The 26,823-nt window shown below is 32.6% G+C and carries 23 protein-coding genes and 1 pseudogene; 6 read left to right on the top strand and 18 right to left on the bottom strand.

The window, feature by feature from the left end; translation table 11 throughout:
- Positions 1 to 7: 7 nt before the first annotated feature.
- The 3 genes from QZN45_RS08060 to QZN45_RS08050 all read right to left on the bottom strand — a co-directional run bounded on the left by QZN45_RS08060 (position 8) and on the right by QZN45_RS08050 (position 1,089).
- Positions 8 to 145, bottom strand: a complete 138-nt coding sequence (locus tag QZN45_RS08060; RefSeq protein WP_292608336.1) for a hypothetical protein — start codon at positions 143 to 145, stop codon at positions 8 to 10.
- Positions 142 to 405, bottom strand: coding sequence for a hypothetical protein (locus tag QZN45_RS08055; protein ID WP_292608333.1), 264 nt, complete (start codon positions 403 to 405; stop codon positions 142 to 144). Before QZN45_RS08055 ends, QZN45_RS08060 begins: the two co-directional genes overlap by 4 nt.
- A 276-nt stretch (positions 406 to 681) precedes the next feature.
- On the bottom strand, positions 682 to 1,089 hold the full coding sequence (locus QZN45_RS08050) for a hypothetical protein (protein ID WP_292608330.1): 408 nt from the start codon (positions 1,087 to 1,089) through the stop codon (positions 682 to 684).
- A gap of 112 nt (positions 1,090 to 1,201) precedes the next feature.
- Between QZN45_RS08050 and QZN45_RS08045 the strand changes: the two genes are divergently transcribed.
- Positions 1,202 to 1,792, top strand: coding sequence for a hypothetical protein (locus tag QZN45_RS08045; RefSeq protein ID WP_296812358.1), 591 nt, complete (start codon positions 1,202 to 1,204; stop codon positions 1,790 to 1,792).
- A gap of 509 nt (positions 1,793 to 2,301) precedes the next feature.
- Here the strand turns inward: QZN45_RS08045 and QZN45_RS08040 are convergent.
- The 5 genes from QZN45_RS08040 to QZN45_RS08020 form a co-directional block, all read right to left on the bottom strand.
- On the bottom strand, positions 2,302 to 3,120 hold the full coding sequence (locus tag QZN45_RS08040; RefSeq protein WP_296812372.1) for a DUF368 domain-containing protein: 819 nt from the start codon (positions 3,118 to 3,120) through the stop codon (positions 2,302 to 2,304).
- 181 nt (positions 3,121 to 3,301) lie between these two features.
- Positions 3,302 to 6,190 carry an excinuclease ABC subunit UvrA gene (gene uvrA / locus QZN45_RS08035; RefSeq protein ID WP_296812357.1) on the bottom strand — a complete coding sequence of 963 codons (2,889 nt, stop codon included), beginning with the start codon at positions 6,188 to 6,190 and terminating at the stop codon, positions 3,302 to 3,304.
- 108 nt (positions 6,191 to 6,298) lie between these two features.
- A complete protein-coding gene (uvrB, locus tag QZN45_RS08030) occupies positions 6,299 to 8,263 on the bottom strand; it encodes an excinuclease ABC subunit UvrB (RefSeq protein ID WP_292605882.1) in 1,965 nt (654 codons plus the stop codon).
- A gap of 5 nt (positions 8,264 to 8,268) precedes the next feature.
- Complete coding sequence (locus QZN45_RS08025) at positions 8,269 to 8,565, bottom strand: hypothetical protein (protein ID WP_292605884.1); 297 nt, start codon at positions 8,563 to 8,565, stop codon at positions 8,269 to 8,271.
- 1 nt (position 8,566) lies between these two features.
- Positions 8,567 to 9,481 carry a ribose-phosphate diphosphokinase gene (locus QZN45_RS08020; protein ID WP_292605886.1) on the bottom strand — a complete coding sequence of 305 codons (915 nt, stop codon included), beginning with the start codon at positions 9,479 to 9,481 and terminating at the stop codon, positions 8,567 to 8,569.
- 92 nt (positions 9,482 to 9,573) lie between these two features.
- Between QZN45_RS08020 and QZN45_RS08015 the strand changes: the two genes are divergently transcribed.
- Positions 9,574 to 10,086, top strand: a complete 513-nt coding sequence (locus QZN45_RS08015) for a hypothetical protein (protein WP_296812355.1) — start codon at positions 9,574 to 9,576, stop codon at positions 10,084 to 10,086.
- Positions 10,087 to 10,106: 20 nt separating this feature from the next.
- On the opposite strand, the gene QZN45_RS08010 is transcribed toward QZN45_RS08015, so the two are convergent.
- From QZN45_RS08010 to QZN45_RS07995, 4 genes are read right to left on the bottom strand one after another with little or no spacing between them, the layout of a single operon-like run.
- Positions 10,107 to 10,475, bottom strand: a complete 369-nt coding sequence (locus QZN45_RS08010; RefSeq protein WP_292605890.1) for a zinc-ribbon domain-containing protein — start codon at positions 10,473 to 10,475, stop codon at positions 10,107 to 10,109.
- 33 nt (positions 10,476 to 10,508) lie between these two features.
- Complete coding sequence (locus QZN45_RS08005) at positions 10,509 to 11,018, bottom strand: GNAT family N-acetyltransferase (RefSeq protein WP_292605892.1); 510 nt, start codon at positions 11,016 to 11,018, stop codon at positions 10,509 to 10,511.
- Between the two features lie 28 nt (positions 11,019 to 11,046).
- Positions 11,047 to 12,048: a GGGtGRT protein gene (locus QZN45_RS08000; RefSeq protein WP_292605894.1), complete on the bottom strand. Its 1,002-nt coding sequence runs from the start codon at positions 12,046 to 12,048 to the stop codon at positions 11,047 to 11,049.
- A 5-nt stretch (positions 12,049 to 12,053) separates the two neighbouring features.
- The gene (locus tag QZN45_RS07995; protein WP_296801901.1) at positions 12,054 to 12,746 is read right to left on the bottom strand and encodes an iron-sulfur cluster assembly scaffold protein; all 693 of its coding nucleotides are present in this window, start codon (positions 12,744 to 12,746) and stop codon (positions 12,054 to 12,056) included.
- 305 nt (positions 12,747 to 13,051) lie between these two features.
- Here QZN45_RS07995 and QZN45_RS07990 point away from each other — a divergent pair, with 305 nt between their 5' ends.
- Both QZN45_RS07990 and QZN45_RS07985 read left to right on the top strand, forming a co-directional pair.
- A complete protein-coding gene (locus tag QZN45_RS07990; protein WP_296812353.1) occupies positions 13,052 to 13,966 on the top strand; it encodes a hypothetical protein in 915 nt (304 codons plus the stop codon).
- A gap of 116 nt (positions 13,967 to 14,082) precedes the next feature.
- Positions 14,083 to 14,565: a hypothetical protein gene (locus QZN45_RS07985; protein WP_292882843.1), complete on the top strand. Its 483-nt coding sequence runs from the start codon at positions 14,083 to 14,085 to the stop codon at positions 14,563 to 14,565.
- On the opposite strand, the pseudogene QZN45_RS07980 reads toward QZN45_RS07985, so the two are convergent.
- Positions 14,551 to 15,944: pseudogene (locus QZN45_RS07980) on the bottom strand (Mur ligase family protein). The gene QZN45_RS07985 and the pseudogene QZN45_RS07980 overlap by 15 nt on opposite strands.
- Positions 15,945 to 16,009: 65 nt before the next feature.
- Positions 16,010 to 17,890: an ATP-dependent protease LonB gene (gene lonB / locus QZN45_RS07970; protein ID WP_296812370.1), complete on the bottom strand. Its 1,881-nt coding sequence runs from the start codon at positions 17,888 to 17,890 to the stop codon at positions 16,010 to 16,012.
- Between the two features lie 703 nt (positions 17,891 to 18,593).
- Between lonB and cobQ the strand changes: the two genes are divergently transcribed.
- The gene (gene cobQ, locus QZN45_RS07965; RefSeq protein ID WP_296812347.1) at positions 18,594 to 20,126 is read left to right on the top strand and encodes a cobyric acid synthase CobQ; all 1,533 of its coding nucleotides are present in this window, start codon (positions 18,594 to 18,596) and stop codon (positions 20,124 to 20,126) included.
- Positions 20,127 to 20,817: 691 nt separating this feature from the next.
- Here the strand turns inward: cobQ and QZN45_RS07960 are convergent.
- The 3 genes from QZN45_RS07960 to QZN45_RS07950 form a co-directional block, all read right to left on the bottom strand.
- Positions 20,818 to 21,795 (bottom strand): hypothetical protein, encoded by a 978-nt coding sequence (locus QZN45_RS07960; RefSeq protein WP_296812346.1) that lies wholly within the window; start codon positions 21,793 to 21,795, stop codon positions 20,818 to 20,820.
- A 245-nt stretch (positions 21,796 to 22,040) separates the two neighbouring features.
- On the bottom strand, positions 22,041 to 22,553 hold the full coding sequence (locus QZN45_RS07955; protein WP_292883365.1) for a DUF308 domain-containing protein: 513 nt from the start codon (positions 22,551 to 22,553) through the stop codon (positions 22,041 to 22,043).
- Positions 22,554 to 22,746: 193 nt separating this feature from the next.
- A complete protein-coding gene (locus QZN45_RS07950) occupies positions 22,747 to 24,003 on the bottom strand; it encodes a hypothetical protein (protein WP_296812344.1) in 1,257 nt (418 codons plus the stop codon).
- Positions 24,004 to 24,168: 165 nt separating this feature from the next.
- Between QZN45_RS07950 and QZN45_RS07945 the strand changes: the two genes are divergently transcribed.
- Entirely contained in the window at positions 24,169 to 24,972 is an 804-nt protein-coding gene (locus QZN45_RS07945) for a DUF4013 domain-containing protein (RefSeq protein WP_296812342.1), read from the top strand.
- A 166-nt stretch (positions 24,973 to 25,138) separates the two neighbouring features.
- On the opposite strand, the gene QZN45_RS07940 is transcribed toward QZN45_RS07945, so the two are convergent.
- Positions 25,139 to 26,821 carry an MATE family efflux transporter gene (locus QZN45_RS07940; protein WP_296812340.1) on the bottom strand — a complete coding sequence of 561 codons (1,683 nt, stop codon included), beginning with the start codon at positions 26,819 to 26,821 and terminating at the stop codon, positions 25,139 to 25,141.
- Positions 26,822 to 26,823: the final 2 nt, after the last annotated feature.

The following is a 26,823-nucleotide window of genomic DNA, read 5'->3' as shown; positions in this document are numbered from 1 at the left end:
AAATTAATTATCTTTTTCGTTTATCTATAAGCTCTGGTTTTTCGCCGGATTTATCCCAATATTTATTCAATTCCATTCCACAATTTATGCAACGTGTTGCACTGTCACTGTTCGGATAGCTGCAGTAAAAACATTGCTTTGTCATAATAAACACTCCCACATATTTTTCAGGATTTCTTCCAGTTCATCCTCATCAACAAATCCTGATTTTAAATCATCAAAATCATACCTCAATTCATCCAATGCATATTCCACATCCCTTTTTTTATAATCATAACCGTTAACTGTGATCATATCAGAATCGGAATTAACATCATCTGTTTCACCACTTCCATCGTAACAGCATTCAGGACAGTAAGGTTCGCCTTCATCAACCCAAGAACCGCATCTAGGACAAATCCCCATAACGACCACCATGTAGTAATCTTGTTATTATCTTTGTTGCAACAATATATAATTATTATGGCAACAAAAACAAATTTGTAAAAATAAACCATTTTTACAAGAAATAATCGATGAAATTTCATGAAGAATAAAAATAATAAGTAAATACTTTGAAATATTCTTTGAAATCCAAATATCTCATCAAAAAATCAATAATTGGTCCGAAAAATTCATGACACAACAATAATTAAAAAAAAAATAGGTTTTGAGTTAAAAACTCAAAACATTACAGAAAAATTATTTTTTAACTGTAATAGTTACACTTTTACTTACTGATTTGTAGCAAGCAGTTGCTGCGGATTTAACAGTAGCGCTAAATTTACCAACTTTAGTTAATTTGGTTATTTTAAAGGTTGCTTTTCCTTTACTGTTGGTTTTTGCAGAATAGGTTTTACCTTTAACTTTAATGGTAACTTTAGTGTTTTTAAGAACTTTGTTCTCATTGGTTTTTAAAGTTACAGTGTATTTTTTAGTTTTTGTTTTAACTTTAAAAGCTTTGTTTTTTGCAGCTAATTTAGGAGTTGCTTTTTTAACTGTGATTTTATTTTTAGCTAAAGTTTGACCATATTCTGTAATGATGAAATGATCTCCAGGTTTTAAATTTTTTAAATTCACATAAACAGAACCATCTTTCCAACTGCCCACATATTCCTTATTGTCAACAGTGAATGTAACAGCTCCTGAAGTTAAAGTTTCATTTCCATGTAATATATTGACACTATATTTAGTATTTACAGTGTAAACTTTGCTTACATCAGTGGCATTAATAGAATCCTCTACAGTTTTACCGCCGAAAATATCAATTATGCTTCCTATATCAAAGCTTGTTCCATTACCTCCTATTAAACTTGAGATATTAAAGCTTGTTCCATTACCAAAAGTGAAATTAGCATTTAATAGGCTTGATGTATTGAAGCTTGTTCCATTACCGAAACTTATGGTAGTTCCATTTAATAAACTTGAGAAATCAAAGCTTGTTCCATTACCAAAGCTTATACTAGTTCCATTAAATAAACTTGAGAAATCAAAGCTTGAACCGTTTCCTGATTTAGAACCGATTGATACAACATCATCTTTTTCAACAACATTAGTGCTTACTATTTCGTCTTCACTATCTGCAGAAACTACATCTGAATCATCAGTTCCTACACTTACGATTTTATCTTCATTATTAACTGCAATAACATCTGAATCATCACTAGAAACTGCAACAGTGTCATTTATATTGTCTGCAGCGCTTACTGCACTTATGGCAATTAATGAAACAAAAATTATTGAAATAAATAATAATACTTTATTATTCTTAAAAATAATATTACCTCCATTCTTTAATTATATATTAGTATAAAAATTAACTAGGACATATGAATAAATCATTATTATCCATCTACAGATTTTACAATACTAATTAATTCACTTCTTCTTGACATCAAATGCAATTATTTTCTGTCAATTTCTTGAATTTTTCATATAAATTAATTTATACACTAAATTGATGTAAAAAAATCAATACAATAATATATATGCGACTTTATTAATAATCTTTTGCAAGAATATTTTTTTAGTTTTTTGCATTGATTAAGAAAGAATGAGTTTAATTGTTTAGTTTTTACCATTAATACAGCTTTATTGTAGCTCTACAGATTAAAACTGTTGAAAAAAAGGATATTATTATTATACTATTTTAAATTCACAATATAATAATTCTAGAATGAAAGAATCATCCATTAGCGAAGTCATGTTGTTATTCCAACTTAAATTTAATTTCAATGAGAAAAATACAAAAAAGTTTGGTGAAAAAATGAGATATGGTAAATTACCATACCTCAATATACTAATAATATGCCACGCTTTGAACTATTCAATATAGTCAAATTTTGTTTCTAAAATAATGATTAACGCAAATCCAATTACTGCAACGATTAAACATGGGAAAAGACCTGAAAAATTTAAACCTGTTGAATTCATGATTTCCACTGCAGGAACCTTTAAAGACCCAAGCATAACCCCAATAAGAAATGCCATTGTGACGTGTTCATGGTTTTTAAGCAGATAATTTAAGATTTTTGAAAATCCAAGAATACCTATCAAAGCACCTACAACAAATGTTATGATTTCTGCAAAATGAAACTCATGAAGTGCTGTCAACATGTATTCATATTGCCCTAAAAGCAATAATAAAAATGATCCTGAAACACCAGGCAAAATCATTGCACAGATTGCTATCATACCAGAGAAGAATATGATGATTAAAGAATGATGGGCAGCCATAGGATTTAAACTTACAAAAATATATGTTAAAATAGCACCTATTATGGCAAATAGAATATTTTTTAAGTTAATTTCATTTAATTTTTTAAATAGGATTACTGCTGAAGCTATAATTAAACCTAAGAAAAATGAATAAGTTAAAGCAGTATGCACATCCATACAATAGGTAACAACTTTTGCCAATGTTAAAAAAGCAACTCCAATACCTAAAACCAATGGAATGAAGAATTTGAAATCTATCTCTTCCAATATGCCATTAATAAAACCTCTGCCATCTCCCTTAAGCAGTGGTTTTATAAATCCAAACTTAATATTACTTATCGCTTCCACCAAATGTCCATAAATTCCAGTAATTAATGCAATGGTTCCTCCAGAAACCCCTGGAACAATATCCGCCGAACCCATAAGGACACCACGGATAAAAATTAAAAATGCCTCTTTTAAATCAAAACTCAATTTATCACCTAAAATAATTATTATTATATTTGATTTAATTAATTAAATAATTTATCTAAAAAAGAAAAATCGAATAAACCATTAAGTAACCTAACCACAATGAAAAAGTAGAAAAACAATATAGAAAAAATTATTTTCCTATATCTTCCACCAATTCCTTTGCATAAGGAGTAATATTCTCATCCAGCATGCGCTCCAAGAATTTACCAGTGTAAGTTCCTGCCTCGGCAATCTCTTCAGGTGTTCCAGTAGCGATTACTTCACCGCCACCGTCCCCTCCTTCAGGACCAAGGTCAATGATATGGTCTGCAGTCTTGATAACATCCAAATTATGCTCAATGACCACTACAGAATTGCCCGCATCAGTCAGTCTAGCAAGAACTTCCAGTAATCTTTTGATGTCTGCAAAATGAAGACCAGTAGTAGGTTCATCCAAGATATACAATGTCTTGCCAGTACTGGACCTTGAAAGCTCTTTAGCCAGTTTAATCCTTTGAGCTTCACCACCCGATAATGTTGTAGCAGGCTGACCTATTTTCATATAACCCAAACCAACATCATATAATGTCTGAAGCTTTTTAGTGATTTTTGGAATGTTTTCAAAGAATTCCAATGCCTCTTCAACAGTCATTTCCAAGACTTCATAAATGTTTTTACCTTTATACCGGATATCTAAAGTCTCTTCGTTGTATCTTTTACCGCCACAGACTTCACATGGCACATAAACGTCTGCCAAAAAGTGCATTTCAATCTGAACTATACCATCACCGGAACATGCTTCACATCTTCCACCTTTTACGTTGAATGAGAATCTTCCAGGCTTATATCCTCTTGCCTTTGATTCAGGAGTATTTGCAAACAGATCACGGATATCTGTGAACACACCAGTATATGTTGCAGGATTTGATCTAGGAGTTCTTCCAATCGGTTTTTGGTCAATTGCAATTACCTTATCAATATTTTCCAATCCTTCGATTTTATCGTATTTTCCAGCAAACATGAATTTTTTGGACAATTTGCCGTGTGCTCCCTTGTATAGAATTTCATTGATTAAACTACTTTTACCTGAACCGCTGACTCCTGTAACACAGGTGAATTTACCTAATGGGATTTCAACATCAATGTCTTTAAGGTTATTTTGAGCAGCTCCTTTAATTTCAATGAATTGGCCGTTTCCTTCACGCCTGTCTTTAGGAATATCAATCTTTTTAGCTCTTGAAATATATTGACCCGTAATTGAATCAGGATTATTCATAATCTCCACTGGAGTTCCCTGAGCAACCACCTTACCACCATGCTCACCGGCACCAGGGCCAATGTCAACAACATGGTCTGCAGATAATATAGTTTCTTCGTCATGTTCAACGACAACCAATGTATTTCCCAAGTCTTTGAGTCTTTTTAATGCTTCAATAAGCTTAATATTATCCCTTTGATGGAGTCCTATACTTGGTTCATCCAAAATGTATAAAACACCGACCAGACCTGAACCTATCTGTGTTGCCAAACGAATCCTTTGAGCCTCACCACCAGACAGTGTTCCGGATGACCTAGACATGGACAGATAATCAAGACCAACTTCAACCAAAAAGCTTAAGCGCTCTTTAATCTCTTTTAAGACTTCTTTTGCAATGAAATTTTCCCTTTCAGTCAACTCCAAATCCTGGAAAAATTGATATGAGTCTTTAATCGCCAAATCACACACGTCAATGATTGATTTTCCACCAACAGTAACGGCCAAGACTTCAGGCCTTAATCTCTTTCCGTCACAAACATAACATTTCCTATCAGACATGAATTTGGAGAGGTATTTTCTTGAATAGCTTGATTTGGTTTCAAAATATAATCTTTGCATTCTTGGAACAACGCCTTCAAATCTACGATTCACCATGTAGGATTTATTTCTTCTTTTAAAGTTGAATGGGATTTTTTCATCACAGCCAAAAAGAATTGTATCTTGATATTTCTTATCAAGTTCTTCAAATGGAGTATCCATGCTGAAATTAAAATGTTTTGAAACTGCATCAAGCATTTGGAAATAATAATTTTCCCGTTTAGCTGAACTTGCCCAAGGTACGATTGCACCTTCATTTAAAGACAATGATTTGTCCGGAACAACTAAGTCCGGGTCAATTTCCATTTTAGAACCGATACCATTACATTCAGGACATGCACCCTGTGGAGCATTGAATGAAAACATCCTTGGAGTTAGCTCTTCAAAGTTTATTCCACAATCAACACATGCAAAATGCTCTGAATATTTTTTTTCGTATTCTTTATCGCCATCATCAAATAAGACTGTGATTAAACCTTCTGAAAATTCAGCTGCAGTTTCCAATGAGTCAACTAGCCTTCTTTTAAAATCAACATCCTTACGGATTTTTAATCTATCTACAACAACATCAATATTGTGTCTGTATGTTTTTGCAAGAGATATGTCTTCTTCCAAATCCCTTATTTCATCATCAACGCGAACCCTTACGAAACCTTTGTTTCTCAAATCGTCCAGCACATCTTTGAATTGGCCTTTTTTATCCCTTACGATTGGAGATAAAATTTGGATTTTAATTCCTTCCCCTTCTTCAATTATTGATTCACCAATTTGACCAATGGTTTGATGGGAAACTTCTTTTCCACAATTAGGACAATGTGGAATACCTATTCTTGCAAATAATAATCTTAAATAATCATAAATTTCAGTAATTGTTCCTACAGTGGATCTTGGATTTTCTCTTGTTGTTTTTTGGTCAATTGAAATTGCGGGAGATAATCCTTCAATGGACTCCATTTCAGGCTTTTTCATCTGCCCTAAAAATTGTCTTGCATAAGCTGATAATGACTCAACATATCTGCGCTGTCCTTCAGCATAGATTGTATCAAAAGCCAATGAAGACTTACCTGATCCACTAATACCAGTAATTACAATAAATTCATCTCGGGGAACACTTACATCAATATCTTGCAGATTATGCTCACGTGCACCCTTAATGATAATTTGTTTTTTAGATTCTTCAGCCATAATACACTCCTAAAAAAAATTAGTTATATAATATTAGAACAATCTCATTTATAAAGTATTTTAAAGAGCATATGAAAAGTAATATTTCATCACCCAAAAAAAATGAGATTATTTGTCAAACCCTTTTAAGGCATAAAGTTTGTTTCTTAAATCTGCAGCCCTTTCAAAGTCCAGTCTTGCAGCTGCATCCTTCATGTCTTTTTCCAAATCCTTGATTAACAAACGAAGCTCGTCTTTCGGCATTGTACTAACATCTGCTCCAATGCCTTTGTATTTTTCATCTTCTTCTGCAAGTTTTTCTTTTAAAGTTCTTTGAGTGGACTTTGGAGTGATTCCATGAACTTCATTATATTTCATCTGCAGTTTGCGTCTTTTAAGGGTAATGTCATATGCATTTTTAACCGAATCGGTCATATCATCCACATACATTATTACACGACCATTTACATTTCTTGCTGCACGCCCAATGGTCTGTATCAAGGAAGTCTCATTTCTCAAAAATCCTTCCTTATCTGCATCCAAAATAGCTACCAATGACACTTCAGGAAGATCCAAACCTTCTCTTAAAAGGTTTACGCCAACCAGTACGTCAAATTTACCCCGTCTCAAATCATCAACAATGTCAATCCTTTCCAAGGTATCGATTTCAGAGTGCATATATCTTACCTTGACACCGATTCTTGCATAATAGTCTGTCAAATCTTCCGCCATTCTTTTTGTTAATGTGGTAACCAATACCCTTTCATCCTTTTCGGCGGTTAATTTAACTTCCTTAAGCAAATCCTCTACCTGGCCTGTAACCGGCCTTATCAAGACTTCAGGATCAACCAATCCTGTCGGTCTGATAATCTGTTCTACGACATTTCTTGATTTTGCAAGTTCGTATTGTCCAGGAGTTGCCGATACGTAAATGACCTGATTGACTGATGATTCAAACTCGTCAAATCTCAATGGACGGTTTTCCTTAGCGGAAGGTAATCTGAAACCATGCTCGACCAGAGTTTCCTTACGTGCCCTGTCACCATTATACATCCCCCTGATTTGAGGAACAGTAACATGGGATTCATCAATGATTGTTAAAAAATCATCAGGGAAATATTTTAAAAGAGAATACGGTTTTTCACCCCATTTACGTCCGGACAAGTGCATGGAATAGTTTTCTACACCCGGACAGTACCCCATCTCCTGAAGCATTTCAATGTCAAAACGAGTTCTCTGCTCCAATCTTTGAGCTTCAAGCAATTTTCCCATTGAGTTTAATTCCAAAAGCCTGTCATCTAATTCTTGTCTGATTTTTGAAAGTGCAACATCCATTTTGTCCTGCCCTACTACAAAGTGCTTTGCAGGGAAAATCATGTATCTTTTAAGGCTTTCCTTCTTTTTACCTGTAACATTATCAATTAAGCTAATGGCATCGATTTCATCACCAAACAGCTCAATTCTTATAGGTGGAGTTCCATGAACTGGATTAATTTCTATAACATCTCCCCTAACTCTGAATTGACCTCTGTCAAATTCAATGTCATTTCGCTCATACTGCATAAAAATAAGTTTAGCTATTATTTCAGACCTGTCATAAACATCACCGACAGCTATTCCAAAAGCAAATTCACCATAATCTTCAGGAGAACCGATACCGTAAATGCAACTTACACTACTTACTACAATCACATCATCCCTTGAAAGAAGGGATTGAGTTGCAGAGTGCCTCATTATATCAATATCTTCATTTATTGAAGCTTCCTTATCAATGAATGTATCTGTTCTTGGAACATATGCTTCCGGCTGGTAATAATCATAATAACTAACAAAGTACTCTACTGCATTATCCGGAAAGAATTCCTTAAATTCTTCATATAGTTGTGCTGCTAAAGTTTTGTTATGTGAAATAACAAGGGTTGGTTTTTGAACCTTTTCAATAACATTCGCCATTGTAAATGTCTTACCTGAACCTGTCACTCCCAAAAGAGTCTGTTCTTTTATTCCCTCATTTATTCCATCAGCTAAAGAATTAATTGCTTTTGGTTGATCACCCAATGGCTTATAGGGAGAATTTAATTTGAATTCCTTCATAATATCTAATTTTCAATAGAAATATTAAAACTAATATGGACATATCTTGGAGCACAGCAAGGGATTACCTTTTCATCCCTTATTGTCAAATCACCATAACCTGTCAATTCCTTTTTCAAATCTTTTTTTATATTGGATACAACATCATCATTGTAAACTCTCAGTGAACCTAAAAACACTGTTTTAGCAGCCATATTCATTACTGATACGCTTTCAACAATATCCTTTTCAGCATATTTGGCTAAAATATTATTTGATTTATCTACAAGCTCTTCTTTAATTTTAGCTTTATCAATTGGCATATTATTCCCTCAATGCATCAGCAATACTTTTTGCAATGGAAACACGTGATGTATCTGAAGATAAACTGTTTGTACCAATTATCTTATTAGCTCCGGCCTCATAGATTCTTGTAGCACCATTATTTGTTAAGATCGGGTGTACACAGCATACGTCTACTGAAGATGCCCCATACTGTTTTAGGATATTTATTGCATTTACAATAGTTCCTCCAGTAGCAATTATATCATCCACAATAATCGCATGCATTCCTTTTACGGAATCAATATTAACAGTATTGTCACTTTCACTGTCACATCTGACATCCACAATTCTGGTTTCTACCTTATCGGGACCTAAACGTACTTTAGTTAAATAAGTACAGTCACATCCGATTATTTCAGAAATTTCCTGTGCAAATCCATATGCTCCTTTATCAGGAGCAATAATTAACGGTTTTTCATCAGATTTCTTAAAATATTTTTTATTTAAGTATTCTGCTATAGCAGGCATTGCTGAGACGTTTTTTGCAGGAATATCAAAGAAATTCAAAACACATGCCTCATGAATATTGAATGTGATGAATTCATCTGCACCAGCTGCCTGAATTAAATTACAAATTGTCTTTGCTGAAATTGATTCACCAGGATTAAAACGTTTTTCCTGCCTTGCATATCCCATATATGGAACGACAGCCCTTACTTTTTTAGCTCCCAAATCCTTAAGAGTAGAAATTATAAAGAGCAATTCCATTAAATTTTCATCTTGAGGATATCCTGTTGACTGGATAACAGTCACTTCGTCTTCAATTTCGCCATTAATTCGCAAATATCTTTCTCCATCCGGAAACTTTTTAGTTTCAACATAACTTACTTCCTCGCCAAGTTCACGAGCAACATGAGCTGCCAAATCTTGAGAAGCTGAACCACCAATAATCACAATATCACCAAAATTTTTATATATAAATTAATATGTTTTTGATAATTAAAAAAGTTAAGTATTAATATTTAAAAGAATTATAAAATTAAAACATGAAAATAATACCTTTAATTATATTGGTAATTGTTGCAGTAATATTGGCGGCATTGGCAACAACAATTGTCAGCCCTATTCTGATAGTTGCTGAAGATACAGGAGAAGATGCCAGTATTGATATGGCTGCCAAATTTTCCATTATAGGATATGACTGGGTTTATCCTGGAAGTTCAGTCAATGCTCAAGGTCAAACATTGCATAATGTCCATATAGACAATCCAAAAGACCCTTATGGTGCTGCACGTGATATAATGACTTACAGCTACAATTATACACCCCATATAATTGCCAGCGTAAACAATGATGCTGCAGAGGCAATATTCGGCACTACAATTGTAGATGATATTCGTGCAAATGATGCATACAACGGTTATGCTGGAAACGAAAATGTTCCTGGAACAATGGATAGGGGAGATGCAATGGATACTGCAATGAGCAAGAACGGAATGAACGTATTCCAAGTTCCAATACAAATTTTAATGGGGAATATTAGATTTATTTTCGTATAATTTCCCTTTTTTTAATTTTATTAATGCAACATAATATAAAAAGATAAACCAACACCTACAGCAGAAATAATAAATTGTATTATTCCATGCTTTTTAAGCTCTTTGACAGGTGCCTGAAGCAAATAGAACGGCATGAAAAAACCAAAAAATGCAAATGCACTCAATGAAGTATTTTTAGTTAAAATTCCAAAAACCACACCACTCCATGATAAAAAAATAGTAACAATATAAGAAACTATAACGGCTTTCTTATTGATTTGAGGTTGCTGACCTGTGTAAACATAAACTTGTTTAGGTTTAAGTCCTTCAACCAATGGAGTGCCACATTTAGCACAGAAATCATAATCATCCTGATTTTCAAATTCACATTTTTTACAAATTCTAGTCATTAGTATAAAGTTAATATCTTAAAATATATAAAACTATTTTTCCATAACCATTGCAACTTCCCTAAATGTTTCACCCAAATAATTAACGTTGTCCAGTTCAGTATAATATCTGAAACCAAGCTTTTCTAAGACTCTTTTTGACTGCGTATTTTCAATTCTATATGTTGCATAAATCTGTTTGATATCCAAATCATCAAAAGCATGTCTTATAATAACTTTTGAAGCTTCAACAACTAAACCTTTACCCCAATACGGTTCTGCTATCCAGTATCCAAGTTCAGCTGATCCATCACCCCAATAATGATTTCCATCAGGATGAATCAAAAGACCAACACAACCGATTGGAATTTCATTGAATGTTATGGCATAAGTTTCCTTTTTATTGAAAACTGTATTGATAATGGTCAAACTATGTTCAATACTTTCATGTGGTGGCCAACCTGCTATCGGACCGATTTTAGGATTTTTTGCAAAGTGATATAAATTTTCAGCATCGCCTTCTTCCCAAGGCCTTAAAATTAGATTTTCAGTTTTAAAAATCATAAAAAAAAGATAAATAAGAGATAAACTCTTATTTTTTCATTGCTTTTTCAACAGCTACAGCTACAGCAACACTAGCACCAACCATTGGGTTATTACCCATACCAATCAATCCCATCATTTCCACGTGAGCTGGTACAGATGATGAGCCCGCAAATTGAGCATCAGAATGCATTCTTCCCATGGTGTCAGTCATACCATAAGAAGCAGGACCTGCAGCCATGTTATCCGGATGCAATGTTCTGCCTGTTCCACCACCGGATGCAACAGAGAAGTATTTTTTACCTTGTTCAATGCATTCCTTTTTGTATGTTCCTGCTACAGGATGCTGGAAACGGGTTGGGTTTGTTGAGTTACCAGTGATTGACACATCAACACCTTCCAGATGCATAATAGCAACGCCTTCCCTTACATCATCAGCACCATAACATCTTACTTTTGACCTTTCACCATCAGAGTATGCTTTTTCTCGAACTACTTTAACTTCTCCAGTGAAGTAATCAAATTCAGTTTGAACATAAGTGAATCCATTGATTCTTGAAATGATTAATGCAGCATCCTTTCCAAGACCGTTTAAGATAACTCTTAATGGTTTTTCACGTACTTCATTTGCAGAGTTTGCAATTCCAATAGCTCCTTCTGCCGCTGCAAAACTTTCATGACCTGCAAGAAATGCAAAACATTCACTTTCATCACTTAAAAGCATTGAAGCCAAGTTTCCATGACCTAAACCTACTTTTCTATCATCTGCAACACTTCCAGGAATACAGAATGCTTGTAATCCTTCACCTATGGCCTTAGCAGCATCTGATGCTTTGGTACAGCCTTGTTTTACAGCAATTGCAGCACCAAGAGTATATGCCCAGCAGGCATTTTCAAAACAAATTGGCTGAACGCCTTTGACAATTTCATAAGGGTCGAATCCCTTATCCAAACAGATTTGTTTTGCTTCTTCCATATCTTTAATATCATATTTTTCTAAAACAGGAATGATTTGATCAATTCTTCTTTCATAACTTTCAAATAAACTCATTGTAATCACTCCTTTCTTGGATCTATTTTTTTGGCTGCGTCATCAAATCTTCCATATTGACCGGTTGCCTTTTCAATAGCTTCCAATGGGTCAACACCATCTTTGATTTGGTCTAGCATGACACCCAGGTTAATATATTTATAACCGATTATTTCATCATCTTCATCAAGGCCAATTTCAGTAATGTAACCTTCAGTCAATTCCAAATACCTTGGTCCTTTTTCTTTTGTGGAAAATATTGTTCCTACTTGGCTTCTGTGACCTTTTCCCAAATCTTCAAGTCCAGCACCAATTTGAAGTCCTCCTTCTGAAAATGCAGATTGGGTTCTTCCATAAACAATTTGTAAGAATAATTCACGCATTGCAGTATTTATCGCATCACAAACAAGATCAGTATTTAATGCTTCCAAAATAGTTTTTCCAACCAATATTTCACCAGCCATTGCTGCAGAATGTGTCATTCCAGAACATCCTAAAGTTTCAACAAGAGCTTCTTCAATTATACCATCTTTAACATTTAAAGTTAATTTACAGCATCCTTGTTGTGGTGCGCACCAGCCAATACCATGAGTAAAGCCTGAAATATCTGATACTTCTTTTGCTTTTACCCATTTACCTTCTTCAGGAATTGGAGCTGGTCCGTGATTTGCACCTTTGCGAACAGGACACATATTCTCAATTTCAGTCGAATAAATCATCTTTTTCAATCCTCAAAAATTTTTAAAATTTTAGATATTAATATATTTGTATAATATATAATTTAATATTTTATGATGAGTTTAAAAAGACTCATTCAAAAACTTTGTTGATTTTCTAAATCCTTTTTTGATTGTCATTCAAAATTGGTTCTCTGCAATATATTCCTTTTGAAGCACTCTGTTTGGTCTTGAATGTTCATTTTCTTGATTTTAGCATTGATTTTTGGAAAGCATTTTTAATTTTAGGAAAAGTTATATTACAAATTAAATAAAATACATATTAGTGAAATAAGTTGTGGCATAATATGAATCTCAAGAAAATATTCCTGTTCGTGTGCTTGATTGTTTGTCTGTCTGGCGCTGTAATATGTGCAAGTGATGTAAGTGAAACTGATTTCGATTCAGATTTCAATGAATCACATTTTCAATGCTGTTCATTTGCTATTCAGGAAAAAGATGAAACCGTTTTCGCTTTTAGACAAGATGCTGAATTCAGTGATGACGGTGTGCTTATACATAATGATAAATTGAATAATCAGGAAATTATTGTACAGGAGATAGACACCCCCGATTCTCATTTCATTCATGCAATGATTACTGAAGATGGATGGATTGCAAGCCATGGTGGAGATTCTTCAAATGACACTGAAACCAGAGATATAGAGAATATTGCTTGTGAAATGCTTGCTTCCAAAAATATTTCATCAGATTCCCTTAGCAAGATTCAAAAAATCTTTAACAAATACGGTTATGGTCATTTTTTCATCAAGGCACCTGATGGAAAATACGGTGTGATTTATAATGAAACTGTTTTGGTGGGTAAGTTAAACACTGGTGAATTTTTAGTTATTCCTAATGAGTATTACGGCTTTAGGGGAGGAAACTATACTGATTATGCAACCGACCCTGTTGATGCTATCGTTAAAATCTGTTCTTATGAGGATTCAGGTACAAATAGACGTAATCTTTATTCCTATGATTATAAGTTGCAGGATACTGATAATGGGAAAAAATATGGTGTAAATATTTATGTGACTAATGATAACGGCCATAATGTCGGTTTGAACACTTCCGAATTTGTTAATTATTTCTATTTTAATAATGATTTCTATCCTCCATCAGCAATTCCCGAAAACCCGGACAAGTTATATGTTGGAGATTACATTTTTGAAAATCAATCCATATTTTCCGTCATTAAAAATCAAATCTTTCAAAAATAACTTCAATTAATATATCAAAAAAATCAAACTAAATCATGAAAGTATAGATGGAATCAATGAAATTTATAAACTTGAACATATGCTTTCAATATATGAAAAATACGAGGCTTTTTGTAATGAGAATTAATGAAACTATTAAAAACATTAGGGCTTCCTGCGATAATTATGTGGACAAGGATTTGGTAGCCACCATCATCCATGACAATTACTATATGGGGACAAACAACATTTTGGAATTCGATGATTATGGCATCAAAAAAGACGATACCTACGAAAAAAGAATCCTGAAAATTCTAAAGCATGAAAACATATTTCTTGCAGCTGGAATGTATACTTTCATCCCAGTCATTAATGAATGCGACATCTACTCAGTCAATGACTACAACTTTAAGCTTTCAGAAGATGAATTTGAAAAATATGCAAATGAAAAAGAAAGAATTTTCGGCATTTTGATTAAAAAAGATTCAAATGATTTCATTATCGGCAGTACAGACCTTTGCGGCTGCAGCATTGACGCATCATTTAAAGAAATAGAAAAAAGCGATTTGGACTTTTACAAAAAAATAGAAGAGATAATAGATACCTTAGTTATCTATTAAATTCCTTTTTATTCGCTCCCACATTGCCTGTTCCTCACCACAGCCAGTCATGATTACATAATCATAGTCAGAATTGCGGGCAAGTTCAACTAATTTTTTAATTCTAACATCCATTTCACTATAACTTAACGGATAAAACTCGGCATCAGGATATTCTTCTTTAATTAATTCATAATACTCATGAGCCTTATCAATAGATTCCCTTCCAGGAACAACAATAACATGAGCAGGATTCATGCTTTTTATGACTTCAAAATGATCATCAAAGATTTCCTCCTCATCCACATCAGGAGTTGTGTAAATAAACTCAAGCGGTCCGTCAACATACTGATTCATAAACATCGCATTGATTTTGGCAGCATCACCATTATCTCCCTGACCGAGACCTACGAATTTACCTCCGATGTCAACAACTTCAAATCTTCCAGGCGGAATGAATGACATGTCCAAATTGTTAAATACGCTTTTTGAAGTGGATTTAATGTTTTCAACCTTAGGAGTGAAAGTTGCGTAAGTTGTGATTGAAGCCAATGTATTATAGATGTTATGAAAACCGAATGCAGGCACGGTTATGTCAAAGTTAAATTTAACATTTTTTGAAACAGTGTAATTGAACAAATCTCCGTCTATAGTTAATTTCCATGAATCGGGATTGAATTCGACATCAGTGACTTTTACATTTAATTCAGGTCGTTTAAAACCGCAGCTACATGTATAAACTCCCCTGTGATTTAATATGTATTTAGAATAGTTTAATGTTTCACCACATCTAGGGCATTCAACCGCATTTCCATTGATATCTTCCACATCATCGGTTTCAATACCGTAATAATTAACCTTCACATCATTTTCCTTATCAATTCCAAGTAGTGCAGTTCTTGGATCATCCGCATTAGTTACGATTACTCCCCGTTTCATTCCTTGTGACAATAATCTTTTAGCTTTATAATAATCTTCAAACGGATTTTTAACACCTGCAACCTGCGCATGTTCCGGAGAGATGGTTGTATAAACTACACCGATTGGGTCAACCACCCTTTGAACTGTATCTGGAATTCCATATTTGATATTACGAATACCATATTCAAAAACACCCAAATCTCCTTTTTGTTGAATGAATGCAGAAGCAATAGCATTAATAGTATTGCTCTCAAAACTGCTTCTTATTTGAGTATCAGATGATAATAATTTTATTAAAAGTGAAGAATAATTGAACCAATGCCCATATCTTTGGACAATTCTGAAACTGCATCAACACCAGCTATTCTTGTAAATATAATTCCTGCAAAACTTTTACCGCTACCTGAACCTAATTTTGAAAATGGCCCCCCAACCTTAGCGATTAATTTTGCCGCACTAATTTTAAAACTACTCATAATTTAACCTTTGAAGATAAAAATATATAAAAATTTGTATAAAAAAAATAGAAAAAAAATTAATCCAACTAGTTAGTGGTTGGATTATTGACACTTGTTTGCGGAACTTTTTCAGCTACTTTAGAACCGATGTTTTTCATTTTTTCAATTAGGGAATCTTTTTTAGAACCGCTAATTAAAATATTTTCTAAAACATCACTAAGAGTTTCGGTTGGAATGATTTCAATCATATCTTCGTATTTTTTCTCAATCATAACATCTTTCATGTTAGATTTTGGAATCAATACCTTTTTCATTCCAGCTTCTGCTGCAGCTTCTATTTTAGCTGTTGCTCCACCAATTGGCATTACGTCACCACGTACGTTTAAAGAACCGGTCAACGCTACAGTCTGATCGATTGGTATTTCTTCAACAGCAGAGATTACGGCTGTTGCTATACTTACACTTGCTGAGTCCCCTTCCACACCGTCATAAGTCTGGATGAACTGAACGTGAATGTCATAATCTGAAATGTCCTTGTTGGTGTATTTTTTGATAAGTGCACTTACATTCTGTACGGATTCCTGAGCAATTTCACCCAATTTACCGGTAGCTATGATTTGACCACCGTTCTTGGATTGTGTAGGTGCGGCTTCAGCAGCAATTGGGGAAACGATTCCACTTCTGTCTCCAATAACGGCAAGACCATTAACAAGTCCAACCCTTCCACCTTCAGCGGAAACCATACTGTAATCTTTTCTTTGGATAATTGACCTATCTGCAATTTGCTGTTCTAAGGTTCTTGCAAATCTCTTAGCTTCAAATACATGTTCTGCAGTAACAAGATCAGCTCCTTTTTCAATAGCTACATCTCCAGCAGACCTTACTAATCCACCAAGGTCCCTTAACCTTAAGGTTAAAGAGTTTTGTTTACCTGATCTTCTTTTTGCTTCCATGATAATTTCATCCAATGCATCCGGAGCAAAGTGAGGAATTCTTCCATCATTTTTAACTTCCTGAGCAACGAACTGTACCAACTTTTCTCTGTTTTCAGTGGTATCTTCCATGTAATCCTTCATGAATACTTCATAACCGTATCCTCTGATTCTTGACCTCATTGCTATGTGCATTCCTTCAAGAACTTGCAAGTTACCTGAAGCTACAAGGACAAAATCACATGGAACTGCCTGTGACCTGACCATTGCCCCACTGGAGTTTTCACTTTGACCAGTGATTGAATATTGCTTTTCTTGCATTGCAGATAAGAGTTCTTGTTGAGTTTTCATTGACATTGTACCTATTTCGTCAATGTATAAAACTCCTCTATTAGCCTTATGAATCATTCCAGCTTCCACACGTTCGTGTGCTGGAGTACCAAGACCTCCTGATTGGTATGGGTCGTGGCGAACATCACCTAATAATGCTCCTGCATGAGAACCAGTTGCATCCATAAATGGAGCGAATCTTGACTCTTCATTATTTACCAATAATTTAGGAGACATATTATTTGATTTAGGTTTGATTTGAATTGATATAAGTAAAATTAATGCAGCTGCAATAATGGATTCCAACAATCTTCCATACATGAATCCAATAACCAACACCCCACCAATCGCAAACATTGTAATTATTGTTTTTCTCTCTTCATGACCTTTAACTGAACCTTTAGTGGCTTTTACGATTTTTTTACCTTCACCGGCAGGTACTGTTCTAATCAATGGATGGTTATTGTCTTCCATATTCGGATAAACCAAAATATCCTGTAAAGTTTCATGAGGCAAGATTTGTGCCATTCCCTTAGCAAGCATGGATTTTCCAACACCCGGATCTCCAATTAATAAAACATTTCTCCTTTGTTTAGCAGCTTTTTTAATTGTTTCAATTGATTCTTCATGCCCAATTACCTGATCAATCAATAAAGGAGGGACATCAATATCCTGTGAACTTTTAATATTATCATAATCTAACATAGGTTGAGTTTCATCATCAGAGGTTGATTCATTTACATTATTTTCAACTGTTACTTCGCTAGAAGATTCTTCAATTGATTCTTGTTCTTCACTTTCAACTATAACTTCTTTTGAAGATTCTTCAATTGATTCTTGTTCTTCAAATTTCATAAAATAAACCTCGCTTCTGTTAATAAATTCATCATTAAAAAATTAAGTTTGATATACTATTTAAATATTGTTTATTAAATATATAAAAAGGTTTCTATTTTAGTAAATAAAGGTTAGAAAAATAAAATGGACATAAGAATCCCAATCAAATTCAAGAAAACACATTACCGAACATATGGTTAATTCATATCATTATATTCAAAATTATGAAATTAACTAATTTTTATCAAAATAATAAATTAAAAGTTAAATTTACTAAATTAAAAAATAATTTACAATTAAAAATAATAAATATATACAATAAATAATAATATATAGTATTATAGGATTAAATTACAATATTTAATTTCTGTTAATCGAATTTGATTAATGTGTTAAAAAGTTTTACTCAAAAAGTTTATACTCAGACGTATTAAAACCCCCTGATTATATCAAATTTGCTTTTTTGAAGAAAACGAAAACAACACATTTTTCAAATTAGATTAAACATAAAATGACTTTTTTTCTTTCAAAATTTAAAATTATTTATAACATTAATTCAATACTTTATTACATGACAAAATGTATAATGGTTCAAGGAACATCATCAAATGCAGGAAAAAGCATGCTTGTAGCAGCTTTATGTAGAATATATAAAAATAGGGGATATAAGGTAGCTCCTTTCAAATCACAAAATATGTCTTTAAACTCATACACCACAAAGGAAAACGGTGAAATTGGAATAGCACAAATGTTACAGGCTGAAGCTGCAATGATTGAACCAAGTATACATATGAATCCTGTTTTACTCAAACCAAAAGGAGATTTTACTTCCAATGTGATTATTCAAGGAAAATCAATTGGAGATATGAATTTCTATGACTATCAGCACAAATATCATGATACTGCCTTAAAAGCCATCAAAGAAAGTTTTGATATTTTATCAGCGGATTACGACATCATAGTCATTGAAGGTGCCGGTTCACCTGCTGAAATCAACATGAGAAAACAGGACATTGCAAATATGGAAATAGCCCACATGGCTGATGCCAATGTAATTTTAATTGCAGATATAGAAATGGGCGGTGTTTTTGCAGCCATAGCAGGAACATATGTTTTACTAGATGATTACGACAGGTCCCGTTTAAAGGCAACTGTTATCAACAAATTCAGAGGCAATTTGGATATTTTAAAGCCAGGACTTGATAGAATTGAAGAAATCACAGGAGAACCAGTTTTGGGAGTTCTGCCATATGATGAAACATTAAAATTGCCGGAAGAAGATTCCGCATCATTGACCACACATGTTTTTAGCGAAGACAATGACATATGCATTGGAGTAATCAGACTTCCGAAAATAGCGAATTTCACAGATATTGATCCCTTCGAATATGAAAGCGATGTAAGCCTTAAGATGATTGGAGTTAATGATGAAATTGGTGATGTTGATGCTATTTTAATTCCAGGGACACGTAATTCAACAGAAGACATGTATGCATTACGTGAAAGTGGACTAGCAGACAAAATTATTTCCAAATCATCCGAAATACCAATAATAGGAATTTGTGGTGGTTTGCAGATATTGGGAAAGATAATCCATGATGAAGAGAAAAAAGAATCAAAACATGGAACAATTGAAGGTTTAGGATTGCTTGATATTGAATCAGAATTTTCAAGAGCCGATAAAATAGTTACACAATCCATTGCAACAATACCTGAAAATATTGATGGAATTGCAGGAGAAATATTCAAAAATATTGCTGGTGAAGAAGTCAGAGGTTATGAAATCCATGAAGGTACCACAAAACTGTTAGATTCCTCCCCATTGCTTAACATAAAGCAAGGGCAGGGAAACAATGAAGACGGTATTATTGATGGTGCATCCTTTGGAAACGTTTTTGCAACCTATTTCCATGGAATTTTCCATAATTATAACTTTAGAAGAGAATTTCTAAATTATTTGAGAGTTAAAAAAGGTCTTGAGGCAAAATATGGAGAAGATCCTTACGAAACCCAAAAAGACTATTCATTAAACAGATTGGCCGAAATTATTGAAGAAAACCTGGATATGGAAATAATTGATAAATTAATTTTTGACAAAAAATAAAGTAGTTTAATTCAAAATCATCTAATGAATTCTATCTTTTAAGCATTGATTGTCAACATAAATTGTAACAATTACAACGATAATATTCCTTAAAAAATTCAAAAAGTAATTATTATGGTTAATAAATGTGAAAACAGTTTTAAGCTTAGAATTAGGTCTAAGATTATAATTCATTTATCCACATTCAAATAACCATTTAAAATCACCTATACACTTAATTCAAATCTAAACTAATCCATTTTAAAGATATAACCCGATTTTTTGATTGTGAAACATGAAAAATAATAAACATTAACATGCAAAGTTAATAGAAAATTGTTTTAGAAATTAGTTTATATATATTTAATGTTTGAAAGTAAATTATTTTTATTATTATCTCCATTAATTTAAAGAAACACATTATTAAATTATACATAATTATAATATAATCAATTTAATTAATGGATTTATTAATTATTTTGATAGTTAATCCATATTGAAAATATATGATTATTTTTTGATTTTTTGTATAATGAAGACAAATTCCTTTTCAACGTTAAAATCATGTAATTATATACTGAAATTAAAATTGCCGTAACCTACACGACAATTGAAAAAAAAGTCTGTAAAATACACATATGTTCAAATATACAGACTTAAAGAAGCCCATATATCCCCATACATGCAAATAACAGTTTAAACAATTTTATTACTATTTTGAAGCTTTTGAATCTCTGTCAGTTTTAGCAGTTTCTTTAATATTTGCCAAATTTGTTTTAAGCACCTTGTATATGTTTTCAGCACCTATAATCTCTTCATCAGGAACATTCCAATCTGAAGGATATAAAATAAATGGTTCTGATTGGCTTCCTCCAACACCACCATGGCTTCCAACCAATTCTTCAAAGGCACAAACCTCATCGTTTTCAACATCGTAAAAGCTGTTGACCAAAATGTCTGGAGTGTATTTAAAGGAACTGTTTCTTTTTAAATGGTGAACGATGTTGTCTCCAAAACCTTCAAGAGGATTTTCTCCCTCAATTTCATCATTATCCAAGCAATATGTTCCGTTTTTACCTATTGCCATATCTCCCCTTTGAGATGATCGAACCAAAATAAAGCCGACATATTCATTATTGACTATTTCATCAATCATATCTGGAAACATTTCGTTGATTTCTTCATATGTTAATCTATGGCCCCAACGGGTTAGATAAATCATTGCAAGATTTCCGGATGCAAGCACAACAACTTCAGACTCCAATAGCTTTTTTTCTTTATATTCCTTTCTTCTGTTTTTAAAGTATTTGATTTTATCTGAAAATGGAACATATACTTCCGCAAAGTGGTCTTCGTTTGAAGACATTTCAGCATACATGTTAATATCATGAGGAAGCAGAGATTTGATGAAATCTTCAAATGATTGTCCGTATCTTTGCTTGAATGTTGCACCATTAGTTTGACCATGGTCAGATTGAATCACAAATTGATATTCTCTTGGGGAATATCGGTTCCCATTTAATAAACGTCTTATCTGTCTGACCATCCCTTTAAGGGCAAACCATGCATCTTCATCTCTAACTCCTGAATGGTGGGCAATTTCATCATAACCCAAATATGTGGAATATGCAACATCAATATCTCCAACCATCATATCCCCAATTAGTGTTTCTGTATTGATTTCCCTCATGAATACATTTGTCCCTGCCCTTGTTGGAAAATATAATGGTAGCAAATACTACAAAACAAAAACAGTAAAGGCAAAACTAACCATTAAGTAGATGTATTAACATCTACTGATTTTTTCTTTTTTTAGTGCTTGTCGAATTAGGATTTAATATATAAAAAAATACATAGTATGTGGAATTAAAGGAAAAATAATCAAAAAAAATTAATGAGAACTATATCTCATCATACAATATTAAGAAAAATTATTCATTTTTGTTCAATTAATTTCATGCTTTTACCCATAACAAAAAGGAATACACCTTCTATAATTAATGCGACTCCAATAAGTATAGCTATTAAAATCGGTTGTGATGCTAAAAATGCCGCAAATATAACAACCAAAATGCCTAAAATTAAAACAATGATTGAATAAATTTTATGTTTAGCATCTAAAAAGAACACTCCCATTAATCCATATACCATCATTATAATTCCAACAATATAGAATTGTAGAGATCCAAGGAATGTTAAAGCATTTATAAAGAATATAAACAAAATTCCAAATAACAATGAAATAAATCCAATAGCTATAGCCAAAAATGAATAAGCACTACTTATCTCATTTCTAAAAAGAATACCTTTACTTATTGTCGCAATACCCAAACCTGCTAAAGCAAAACCAATACATATAGAAAGAAATTCAGATGAAAATACTGGACAAATAATCAGCAGTAAACCCAAGATTATATATAATAACCCTGCAATTTTCTCATTAGCCACAAGGTCACCTCCCATTCTGTAATGATTATTAATTTGGTTAAGATATTATTTAAAAATACCTATAACTAACATGAATCCAGAAATGTATCGAACAACATCAACTGCAGAAGAGACTGTTCATGAATTTTAATATGTATAATTTAGATATTTAACCAAGAATACATCCAAAAAAAAGAAAGAAATAAGATGAAGATTATCTTATTCTGTTGTAAACAAATGCTCCAATTGTAATAATCACGAATGTAGTTATTATAATTACTGCACTTTCAATGACATTAATCAAGAAACTGCCAAGTGCTTTCAAGAAGGCTAAAATCGCTTGAATTAATGCTATGAGTTGATTGATTAAATCTATAAGGAACTGTATTAATGCATACAGCCATTCTAAAAGTTCCATTAACAATGCGATAATAGCATCGATAAGTTGCAAAATGAAATCTATTATGGCCTGAATTAAGTCTAAAAGCTGTTGAATGAGATTCATTAGAATAGCTAATAATTTTAAAAGTCCATCAAGTTCTTTCCATAACGATTCAAGCATCTTTAAAAGTTCTCCAAGAGCGTCCATCAAAGACTGAAGGTCACTTAAAAAGTTTGCAAATAGATTTACCAACTCGCCCAGAGCATTGTAAAGCATTAAAAAGTTATTTATTAATGTACTTATAATAGGTTTCCATGCATTAAAGAGTAAATTTGCAAGGAAAGCCAAATAATCATATAATCCTTTTAGAAATGTGGCATTTGTTTGGTTATCCATTGGTTGAGTTAAATTTGTAATGTTGGTTGTATTGGTAACGTTTGTTGTATTTGTTACATTAGTATTATTGGTTTGGTTTTCAATGTTTCTAAATGATACTTTATATGCAAAATAATCTGATACATTACCTGATACAGATGTTAAAACCTCAAAATCAAAAATAGCTTCAGTATGGTCATTTATCTTAACGACATCATGGTCTCCTATTGATCCATATGATGCCGCAGACGATTCACGAGCCTTGGAACTGGAAGATTCGTTTTTTGTAGAATCATTCATTTTTGATTCAATCTGGTCAGTTGAATCATCCATGTAGCTATCTATTATGCCTTTCTTCAGAGTATTCGAATTTCCGGCATGTGATGTAGAGGCACGTTTGAATTCATCTCCGGACTTTGCAGCAGGTTTTGAATGATCAAGAATAAATCCTCTAAACCCATCGCTGAACATGATGTCATTTCCACTTCCCAAAGCTAAAATGAAGTTCCCTTTGGGTTTATTCTTCGTTTTGTTTTTATCGGTTGTCTTGTTCTTGTCCGTTTTTTTATTTTTATCGACTTTTTTATCTTTATCGATTGTTTTGTCATGATTTGTATGGTTATCCTTATGCAGGGCACTGTCGGCAACGACAATGCTTAAAAAACAAAATGAAATAAATATTACAAGAATCAATGCAACTATTTTTTTGTTCATATTATGCCTCTATATCAATAATTTATATTTATTCATCTATATAAGATTATGGCAATTAAGTCGAACATGACTTGTACTATTAGTTTGAATAGTTACATACTTTAAATTTTAAATACTATTATCTAAAGATATATATCTGTCAATCAGTTAAATTATGTGATAAATATGAATTTACGTGAAATTATAATGGACGCTATTAAATTTCCTATTAGCGATACTCGAAAATTTTTAATATTCTGTGCTTTAATTATTATTATGAGTTTATCAACAGTTCTTCCGTCATATGGTGTTAAGGATAGTACTTTATCCCTCATTTTGACCCTTGTTACTTTAATTGTTGCAATTATAGTTTTAGGGTACTGTGTTGAGGTCATTAAAAGTGGAGCTGATGGTGATGATACACTTCCGGATTTTGATTATGTAAAACAATTTGTAAATGGAATTAAAGCATTGATTTTGGATATAATCTATTTCATTATACCTGCGATTATTACCATAATTGTCGCTTCCGCAACCGGACTTTTTACCTCATTCACTAAAATCGTATATATCAGCATTGATGCAATGTCTAAGAATGCAAACAATTTGACTACAATAATGGCTGCAGTTCCGAAAACAACAATGAACACATTCACAAATGCGCTAACCATTACTTTAATTGTTGCAATTATATTATTTATCATATTTTCATTGATGTCATTTACAGGACTTGTAAGATTTGCAAAAACCGGAAGCGGAACTGAAGGTCTGAGATTCAGACAAATACTAAGAGACATGTCAAAAGTCGGTTTGATAAAGATAATAGTTACATTGATTGTAATTTATATAATAGCATTTGTTTTGTCACTTATCATAGGACTAATCGGATTAATTCCATATATTGGCGTTTTCATTGGTATTTTTGTCGGAGTGCCTTTTATGCTGCTTTTCTTATACAGAGCTATCGGTTTATTGTATGCAGATGCATAACATTAAACCATTATTCTTTTTTTATAAATTTTTTTGCATAATGCTATCTATCATTTAACTAGGAATTATTATTTTTAAAAATACTTCTACGGGCAAGACTTTTTCTTTTTAATTTTTTTCATTGAATAAAATATTTAAAATATTCAATGAAAAAAAATAAAGAAAATTAGTTAGCTTCTATTACATATTCTATATTATTAAATCCCATTACTTCACTAACTTTGATGTTATCTTGCGAAAAGGATTTTTCAATACCTTTCATTACTTCGCGATCCCCTTCATCTTTCATATTGATAGTTATCTTATCACCATAGTCAATCAATAATATTTCAACATGCACCTTTCCATTGTTTGAATCAAAAATGGTGTTTATTATCTTATCTAATGTTTCAATAGATGAATTATCCGCATTCAAATTCTCTAAATGACTGAACATTTCAGATTTCTCATCATCATTTTTGCTTTCTAAAGTGTAATTTCTAGTTTTTTCGATTAATCCCTTTCTAATGAAAAACAGACCAAAATATTCATCGTCATTTCTTTCAATTATTTTTACATAAACGGCAACAGCAACTATCGATAGAATAAAACCTAACGGGAAAGATACCCAGACACTGTTGATGCCAATGTAGGGATACAATAAGTAGGTAAACATTAACGGCCCTAGAAATTCTGAAATGATTGTAATGATCCCGGATTCCACAGTTCTTTCAATTCCTTCATAATAAAACAACAACATAGTTGAAAATGCCATAGGTACGAATGCTAATGAGTATAGCCTAATCGCATTTTCCACCAATCCGTCATTAGGCATTTGATGAAGTTTGAAAAACATCAATAATCCATCAGGATATACTAACAGAAATACAGTAAATACCAGTGAACAGACTAATGTTATTATAAGTGAATTTCGCACAATATGATTCAAGTTATAAAAATCATTTTGCGAATAATAAATAGGAACAATGGAAGATAATGTTTCGGCGAATCCCATGATTAAGATACTTATTAACAACAATGCACTCACACATACATTGAATATATCCAAACCCAGTTCTCCTAAAACGCCACTGACAATCAAATTCATGATATAGACCAGTAATACATTAAAAAAACCCATACTTGCGCCTGGAAGACCTATTTTAATTATTTCAATTGTTGAGGCAATCCAAGTCTTGAATTTCAATTTGGATAAAACGAATCTGAAGGTTCTTTTTGAATCAAAATGATATTTTAAAGTGCAAATTGCTCCAATAATATAACCTATCAACATTGCAAGTGATGCTCCTTCAATGCCCATATGAAAGATACCAAGGAACACATAATTTAAAATTATATTGATAATATTTACAAGAATAATTACTCCTGAAGCAAAATTTGGTTGTCCATCAACACGAATAAACTGACATAAAACACCTAATACAGTAGCAATTGGGAAACAAATGAATAAATATACACTATATGCATTTACATAAGGTAGTGATCCGGCAGTTGGATGCAATAGATTAATTAAGGCATCTTTAAATAAAAAACATACTAATAAAATCAAAATTGATAGAACAATTGTTGCAAGCATTGAAGTTGTGAAATAATGATTGCTTCCATCTGCATTAAATTCCGCCTTTTTATTTAAAGCTAAAATTTGACCTCCCAATCCAAATAACCATTCAAATATTGTGATTAACAATACCAAAGGTTCTAAAACCTGTAAAGCTGCTTGTGCATTGTGTCCGATGAATGTTGATACAAAACTTGCATCAACAACTGAAGCTATGTTTAAAGCCATTGCTATAAGCAATGACGGCAACAGCAATTCTCGGAATTTATGAGTAATAATTTCATTTGACATCT

This window comes from uncultured Methanobrevibacter sp., assembly GCF_900314695.1.
GTDB lineage: Archaea > Methanobacteriota > Methanobacteria > Methanobacteriales > Methanobacteriaceae > Methanocatella.
The sequence above is the reverse complement of the archived record's forward strand: the minus strand, read 5'-3'. Positions and strand labels throughout refer to the sequence as shown.